At 62.2% G+C, this 6,885-nt stretch carries 7 protein-coding genes and 1 pseudogene; 6 read left to right on the top strand and 2 right to left on the bottom strand.

The genetic code is table 11. The features are described 5' to 3' along the window. Nucleotides 1-81 precede the first annotated feature (81 nt). The 3 genes from ACW9JE_RS27260 to ACW9JE_RS27250 all read left to right on the top strand — a co-directional run bounded on the left by ACW9JE_RS27260 (nucleotide 82) and on the right by ACW9JE_RS27250 (nucleotide 2,495). Nucleotides 82-783: a response regulator transcription factor gene (locus ACW9JE_RS27260; RefSeq protein ID WP_224542086.1), complete on the top strand. Its 702-nt coding sequence runs from the start codon at nucleotides 82-84 to the stop codon at nucleotides 781-783. A gap of 4 nt (nucleotides 784-787) precedes the next feature. Then, nucleotides 788-2,086, top strand: a complete 1,299-nt coding sequence (locus ACW9JE_RS27255; protein ID WP_457434521.1) for an ATP-binding protein — start codon at nucleotides 788-790, stop codon at nucleotides 2,084-2,086. Nucleotides 2,087-2,234: 148 nt separating this feature from the next. Then, a complete protein-coding gene (locus ACW9JE_RS27250) occupies nucleotides 2,235-2,495 on the top strand; it encodes a hypothetical protein (protein WP_224542083.1) in 261 nt (86 codons plus the stop codon). A gap of 112 nt (nucleotides 2,496-2,607) precedes the next feature. Here ACW9JE_RS27250 and ACW9JE_RS27245 read toward each other — a convergent pair whose 3' ends face one another. Next, nucleotides 2,608-3,141, bottom strand: a complete 534-nt coding sequence (locus ACW9JE_RS27245; RefSeq protein ID WP_457434520.1) for a tetratricopeptide repeat protein — start codon at nucleotides 3,139-3,141, stop codon at nucleotides 2,608-2,610. Nucleotides 3,142-3,325: 184 nt separating this feature from the next. Here ACW9JE_RS27245 and ACW9JE_RS27240 point away from each other — a divergent pair. From ACW9JE_RS27240 to nudC, 3 genes and pseudogenes are all read left to right on the top strand, one after another. Then, a pseudogene (locus ACW9JE_RS27240) lies at nucleotides 3,326-4,102 on the top strand (methyltransferase domain-containing protein); the annotation flags it as partial. Nucleotides 4,103-4,319: 217 nt separating this feature from the next. Beyond that, complete coding sequence (locus ACW9JE_RS27235; protein ID WP_224542102.1) at nucleotides 4,320-5,132, top strand: crotonase/enoyl-CoA hydratase family protein; 813 nt, start codon at nucleotides 4,320-4,322, stop codon at nucleotides 5,130-5,132. Nucleotides 5,133-5,139: 7 nt separating this feature from the next. After that, nucleotides 5,140-5,970 carry an NAD(+) diphosphatase gene (nudC, locus tag ACW9JE_RS27230; protein ID WP_224542101.1) on the top strand — a complete coding sequence of 277 codons (831 nt, stop codon included), beginning with the start codon at nucleotides 5,140-5,142 and terminating at the stop codon, nucleotides 5,968-5,970. Here the strand turns inward: nudC and ACW9JE_RS27225 are convergent. Next, entirely contained in the window at nucleotides 5,938-6,717 is a 780-nt protein-coding gene (locus ACW9JE_RS27225; protein ID WP_224542100.1) for a TSUP family transporter, read from the bottom strand. The genes nudC and ACW9JE_RS27225 overlap by 33 nt on opposite strands. Between the last annotated feature and the right edge of the window lie 168 nt (nucleotides 6,718-6,885).

The raw sequence follows: 6,885 nt of genomic DNA, 5'->3' as shown, positions 1-6,885 counted from the left end.
GTATCGCGTTGCCCTTGTAGGAGCGAGGCTTGCCCGCGAAGGCGCCCGACCAGACGCCACAGCACTCCTTGGAAACACCCCATGCCCAACATCCTCCTGGTCGAAGACGACACCGCCCTCGCCGAACTGATCGCCAGCTACCTGGAACGCAACGGTTATTCCGTCAGCGTCATCGGCCGTGGCGATCAGGTGCGCGAGCGGGCGCGGGCCAGTGCGCCGGACCTGGTGATTCTCGACCTGATGCTGCCCGGCCTCGACGGCCTGCAAGTCTGCCGCCTGCTGCGCGCCGATTCGGCGACCCTGCCCATTCTCATGCTCACCGCCCGCGACGACAGCCACGATCAGGTGCTGGGTCTGGAAATGGGCGCCGACGACTACGTCACCAAACCCTGCGAACCCCGGGTGTTGCTGGCCCGGGTGCGGACCTTGCTGCGCCGCAGCAGCCTGAGCGAGCCGCAGACCGGCAACGACCGCATCATCATGGGCAACCTGTGCATCGACCTGTCCGAGCGCACCGTGACCTGGCGCGAGCAACCAGTGGAGCTGTCCAGCGGCGAGTACAACCTGCTGGTGGTGCTGGCCAGACATGCCGGCGAAGTGCTCAGCCGCGACCAGATCCTGCAACGCCTGCGCGGCATCGAGTTCAACGGCACCGATCGCTCGGTGGACGTGGCGATCTCCAAGTTGCGCCGCAAGTTCGACGACAGTGCGGGTGAAGCGCGCAAGATCAAGACGGTGTGGGGCAAGGGTTACCTGTTCAGCCGTTCCGAATGGGAATGTTGAGCCGATGTTCAGAATTCTCTTTCGCCTGTACCTGGTGACCATCGTCTCGTTCAGCGCCGCGATCTATCTGGTGCCGGACCTGGTCATCAAGGTATTCCACGAGCGTTTCGTCACCTACAACCTCGACTACTCCCGCGGCCTGCAGACGCTGATGGTCAAGCAGTTCAAAGCCGTGCCGAGCGAACAATGGCCGGCGCTGGCGGCCGAAATGGACGAGGACTTCAAGCCGCTGCACATCGTCCTCAGCCGCAACGATGATCCTGAGTTCAGCGCCGATGAGCAGCAGCGCCTGCAGCGCGGCGAGAACATCGTGCGCATCGGCGACTGGGGCTGGCGCACCCTGGCTGTGTCGCCGCTGAACGAGCGCACCGTGGTGCAGATGGTGGTGCCGCCGGACCCGATGGATGTCAGCTTGTTGTACTGGAGCATCAACGTGCTGATCGGCGCGACCATGCTTGCTTGTCTGCTGTTGTGGTTGCGCCCGCACTGGCGCGATCTCGAACGTCTGAAAAGCGCGGCGGAGCGCTTCGGCAAGGGCAACCTGAGCGAGCGCACGCAGATTTCCCCCAGCTCCAACATCGGCAGCTTGGCCAATGTGTTCGACACCATGGCCGGCGATATAGAGAACCTGCTCAACCAGCAGCGCGACCTGCTCAACGCAGTCTCCCACGAATTGCGCACGCCGCTGACCCGCCTGGACTTCGGCCTGGCCCTGGCGCTATCCGACGACTTGCCGGCCACCAGCCGCGAACGCTTGCAGAGTCTGGTGGATCACATTCGCGAACTGGATGAGCTGGTGCTGGAACTGCTGTCCTACAGCCGCCTGCAGAACCCGGCGCGGGTGCCGGAGCAGGTCGAGGTGTCGCTGGATGAGTTCATCGACAGCATTCTTGGCAGCGTCGACGAGGAACAATCCCCGGACATCGTCATCGACGTGCTGCTGCACGGTCAGCTCGAGCGTTTCAGCCTCGACCCGCGTCTGACCGCCCGGGCCCTGCAGAACCTGCTGCGCAACGCCATGCGCTACTGCGAAAAGCGCATCCAGATTGGCGTGAAGTTCTGCCCCAAGGGCTGTGAAATCCAGGTGGACGACGACGGCATCGGCATTCCGGACGACGAACGCGAGCGGATTTTCGAGCCGTTCTACCGCCTGGACCGCAGCCGCGATCGCGCCACCGGCGGCTTCGGCCTGGGCTTGGCGATCAGTCGCCGGGCGCTGGAAGCCCAGGGCGGTACGCTGACGGTTGAAGCCTCTCCGTTGGGCGGCGCGCGGTTCCGTCTGTGGCTGCCGACGCCGGCGTAAGCACAGGAATATGACAAACGGTAGCGCCCGGCGGGGCTTTGAGCCGCAAACCTGTCAAAGCTGACAGTAGTCACGTTCGTCGCTTGGGCGTTTCATTGTCCCTACGCAGTCAGGCTGTCGCGCCACGCACTGATGACTGGAGGGGACAATGGCAGCGCCAAGCACAAGAAAAAGTGGCAAAGGGACAATCAACGCCATCAAGAAAGTCTGGGTCGACGCAACGTCGACGACATTCGCCATTGTCATGGCCGATGACGGGCGCTCCCGGCTGGCAGTGAGGATCGGGCTGAACCTCACGGAAGATGGCGATGACTATTTTCTGGTGGGGGATCGAGTGCGGTATACGGTGGTGACCGGAGCTGTGGGGGAATTCCCACGAGGTCAGGACCTGACGAAATTTCCCCTGTAGGAGCGAGCATGCTCGCGATGGTCGTCAACGATAACGCTGGCGGCCTGACGCCCCGCGGTGTTCTTGCGTGCATCGCGAGCGTGCTCGCTCCTACAGGGGGCGGTGGCGCCGATCAGGTTTTTGAGGAGCCTTCAATCGCCTCCGCCAGGTCCTGGTATTCCTCGCACGTCGTGTTGCCGCAAATCGACTTGATCTGCTGCAACTGTTCCTGCGCCAGGGCCAGCTGGCCCTTGATCACATAGGCTTCGCCCAGATACTCGCGAACTTTCGCGTAACGCGGGTTGAGCTTGACCGATTGCAGGTAATAGCTGATGCCTTCATCGGTGCGCCCCAGTTTGCGGGTGGCGTAGCCGCGGTAATTCAGGGCGATGGCGGTGTTGGGCTCCTGCAGCGTATCGAGCAGCGCCAGCGCCTCTTCGTAACGCCCGTCCTTGGCCAACTGATAGGCGTAGTCGGTACGGTCGGCGTCCGGCACCAGCTTGCTGGTTTGCATCACGCATTTCTGGGCTTTCTTGTCGAAGACCTGGCCTTTTGGGCACTGGGGTTTGGCGGGCGAGTCTTCCTCGCCATTGGCCCAGACCTGGGCGCTGGACAAGGCGACGGCGAGCAACAGCGGGGCGGTGAACATCGTATAACGGCTATTCATGGGCAATGCTCCATGGGTGTCAGGATTGGGACATCGAACAGGCCGAAACGTTGAGTTGTGTCGATCAGTAAAATCTAAACAGCGCAAGATGAACAATCATTCATTTTGTTTCTGGAGTCCAGTGCAAGGAAAGCTCAAGTTGAAGAGTTAAGCTCCTCAGCATCCATCGCCGAACTGGAGTTCTGCCATGAAAGATCAGATTCACCATTCAGCCGCCGCCGGTTACAAGACCGGCGCCGACACTTACGTGCGTGGTCGCCCGGATTACCCGCCCCAGGTGGCCACATGGCTGAGCGATACCCTGGGATTGAACGCCGACGCCGCCGTCATCGACCTGGGCGCCGGCACCGGCAAGTTCACCGGCCGGCTGCTGGCCACCGGCGCGCAGGTCATCGCCGTGGAGCCGGTGGCGCAAATGCTGGAAAAGCTCGCCGAAACCTATCCTGAAGTACTGGCCGTGAAAGGCACGGCAACGGACTTGCCCTTGCCCGATGAATCGGTGGATGCGGTGGTCTGCGCCCAGGCCTTCCACTGGTTCGCCACTGGCGAAGCCCTCGACGAAATCGCCCGGGTGCTCAAGCCTGGCGGTCGGCTGGGGCTGGTGTGGAATCTGCGGGACACACGGGTTGGCTGGGTGCCGAAACTGGATGCGATCGTCAATGCCCTGGAGGGCGATACGCCGCGCTATTACACCGGCGAGTGGCGCCGGGTGTTTCCCCATCCGGCGTTCGGGCCGTTGCGGTCCCAGCATTTCAGCCATGGCCATAGCGGCTCGCCGGAGGATGTGATTTTCAATCGGGTACGTTCGACCAGCTTTATCTCGGCGTTGCCGGAGGCGGAGCGGGCGAAGGTTGATGAGCGGATCAGGGCGATGATCGAGGGTGAACCGGAGTTGCGGGGCAGGGAGGAGGTGACGGTGCCTTATGAGACAGTGGTGTTTGTGGCGGTGAAGGGCAGCTAGATCGGCGGTGTATCCATCGCGGGCAAGCCCGCTCCCACAGGTCCAGCGTCGGGCACAGGAATTGTGTTCACCTCGATCACTGTGGGAGCGGGCTTGCCCGCGAAGAGGCCCGAAATCACACCGCAAAACTCCAACTGGTCTAGCTTTTGGCCGAACCGCCACCCCCCGCCCTTGTTATAGTCGGGTCTCTTTTTTGCCCGCTAGAGGGATCCCCGGCATGTCTCAATACTCCGCGTTCAACGTCGAACTGGCCGATAACATCGCTCATGTACAGATCAACCGTCCGGAAAAGATCAACTCGATGAACGCTGCGTTCTGGAGCGAGATCGTCGAGATTTTCCAGTGGATCGATGACACCGACGAAGTTCGGGTGGTGGTGCTCAGTGGCGCCGGCAAGCACTTTTCCTCCGGCATCGACCTGATGATGCTGGCCGGTGTCGCCAATGAAATGGGCAAGGACGTCGGCCGCAACGCGCGCCTGCTGCGGCGCAAGATCCTCAACCTGCAAGCGTCCTTCAACGCCGTCGACAACTGCCGCAAGCCGGTGCTCGCGGCGATCCAGGGCTACTGCCTGGGCGGCGCCATCGACCTGATCGCCGCCTGCGATATGCGCTACGCCGCCGAAGACGCACAGTTCTCGATCAAGGAAATCGACATCGGCATGGCCGCCGACGTCGGCACGCTGCAACGCTTGCCGCGCATCATTGGTGACGGCATGCTGCGTGAACTGGCTTACACTGGTCGCAATTTCGGCGCCGAAGAAGCCCGTGGCATGGGCCTGGTCAATCGCGTCTACAGCGACACCGCCAGCCTGCTCGACGGCGTCATGGGCATCGCCCGCGAAATCGCGAGCAAGTCGCCGATCGCCATCGCCGGCACCAAGGAGATGATCAGCTACATGCGTGACCATCGCATCGATGACGGCCTGGAATACGTCGCTACCTGGAACGCCGCCATGTTGCAATCCAACGATTTGCGCGTGGCCATGGCCGCCCATATGAGCAAACAGAAACCCGAATTTCTGGATTGAGTGAAAAATGACCCCACGCTGGACCACTGCAGTACTGGACACCGATCAACCGGGCGGCTGGGCCGTAGCGCGCAGCCCGGAAGGCTTTTTGTTCGATGACAACGGCGCGCTGTTCCCCAGGGAATGGCTCAAGCGCCAGGACCTGCCGATTCTGGCCGAACATGGCATCGGTCATCTCGATGGCGAGCCGGTGTACCTGCTGGAACTGCGCAGTCACAGCGACGTTCCGGGCTGCAACTGGAAAGGTTTGCGGGCGTTCATGCTCGAAGGCGATCACACCCTCTTCAAGGTCCTGGGTTATGCCGCGCAGATCGGCACCTGGGCCCGCGAGCACCGCTTCTGCGGCAACTGCGGTCAGGCCATGACCCAGGTGTCGCGCGAGCGGGCGATGTATTGCGAGCCCTGCGATATGCGCAGCTATCCACGGATTTCACCGAGCATGATCGTGCTGGTGACCCGTGGCGATGAAGTGCTCCTGGCACGCTCGCCACGGTTCGTCAGCGGGGTCTACAGCACATTGGCGGGGTTTGCCGAGCCTGGCGAATCGGCCGAGGACTGCCTGATTCGCGAGGTGCGTGAAGAGGTGCGGATCGAGGTCAAGAACATCCAGTACATGGGCAGCCAGTGCTGGCCGTTCCCGCACTCGATGATGCTCGGCTTCCATGCCGAATATGCCGGGGGCGAGATTGTCTGCCAGGAGGACGAAATCGAGGATGCCCAGTGGTTCAACGTCCACGCGCTGCCGCCGTTGCCGGCGTCGCGCTCGATTGCCCGTTACCTGATCGACGTCTATGTGGCGCGGCGTTTAGGCCACGCTGAACCAGTGCTGCCAGGCTAACCGCACGGTCAGGCCCAGCACCACGGTGATGAACACCGGACGAATGAATTTCGCGCCGCCGCTGATGGCGGTGCGAGCCCCGAAGAACGCACCCACCATCACGGACAGGCCCATGCACAGGCCGATGATCCAGTCCACTTGCCCGGAAATCACGAACACCGTCAGCGCCGCGATGTTGCTGACGAAGTTCATGCTGCGCGCCACGCCGCTAGCTTTCACCAGATCGATCGGGTACATCAGCATGCTGCTGACCGTCCAGAACGCCCCGGTGCCGGGTCCCGCCACGCCGTCATAGAACCCGAGGGTGAAACCCTGGGTCGATTGCCATTTCTTCTTGATCGGTGCGTTGCTGTCCAGCGGCGCTTTCGGCGTGCCGCCAAACAACAGGTAGATGCCACAGGCGAAGACGATCACCGGCAGCATCTTGTTCAGCCATTCGGCGGGCAGGTAATGGGCAACTCCGGCGCCAGCCAGCGCGCCGACCAGGGTACCGATGATGGCGTGCATCCACTGCTTGGGGTGGAACAGCTTGCGGCGGTAGAAGGTAAAGCTGGCGGTGGCCGAGCCGAAGGTCGAACTGAGTTTGTTGGTGCCCAGCACCAGATGCGGCGGCAGGCCGGCGGTGAGCAACGCGGGGGTGGTCAAAAGACCGCCGCCACCGGCGATGGCATCGATGAAACCGGCAATGAAAGCGACAAGGGCCAGAATGGCCAGGGTGAAGAGGTCAACGCTGAGTTCGAAAGGCATGGAATCGGGCTTACTTGGGCAGAATGCAGCATGGGGCTGCGGGGAAGGGCGGATATGTTACGCCTATCCGGCTGCTGCGGCGACTGCTCTGGCCTCATCGCTGTAGGAGCGAGGCTTGCCCGCGAATGCGTCGGATCAGCGAGCATCGATGTTGAATTTGCCGGCCTC

Source organism: Pseudomonas sp. SDO55104_S430 (assembly GCF_054070595.1).
The sequence above is the reverse complement of the archived record's forward strand: the minus strand, read 5'-3'. Positions and strand labels throughout refer to the sequence as shown.

What these genes read in the sequence shown, in the direction of transcription:
- ACW9JE_RS27260 (WP_224542086.1), top strand. Translation starts at nt 82, where the DNA reads ATGCCCAACATCCTCCTGGTCGAAGACGACACCGCCCTCGCCGAACTG.
- ACW9JE_RS27255 (WP_457434521.1), top strand. Translation starts at nt 788, where the DNA reads ATGTTCAGAATTCTCTTTCGCCTGTACCTGGTGACCATCGTCTCGTTC.
- ACW9JE_RS27250 (WP_224542083.1), top strand. Translation starts at nt 2,235, where the DNA reads ATGGCAGCGCCAAGCACAAGAAAAAGTGGCAAAGGGACAATCAACGCC.
- ACW9JE_RS27245 (WP_457434520.1), bottom strand. Translation starts at nt 3,141, where the DNA reads ATGAATAGCCGTTATACGATGTTCACCGCCCCGCTGTTGCTCGCCGTC.
- ACW9JE_RS27235 (WP_224542102.1), top strand. Translation starts at nt 4,320, where the DNA reads ATGTCTCAATACTCCGCGTTCAACGTCGAACTGGCCGATAACATCGCT.
- nudC (WP_224542101.1), top strand. Translation starts at nt 5,140, where the DNA reads ATGACCCCACGCTGGACCACTGCAGTACTGGACACCGATCAACCGGGC.
- ACW9JE_RS27225 (WP_224542100.1), bottom strand. Translation starts at nt 6,717, where the DNA reads ATGCCTTTCGAACTCAGCGTTGACCTCTTCACCCTGGCCATTCTGGCC.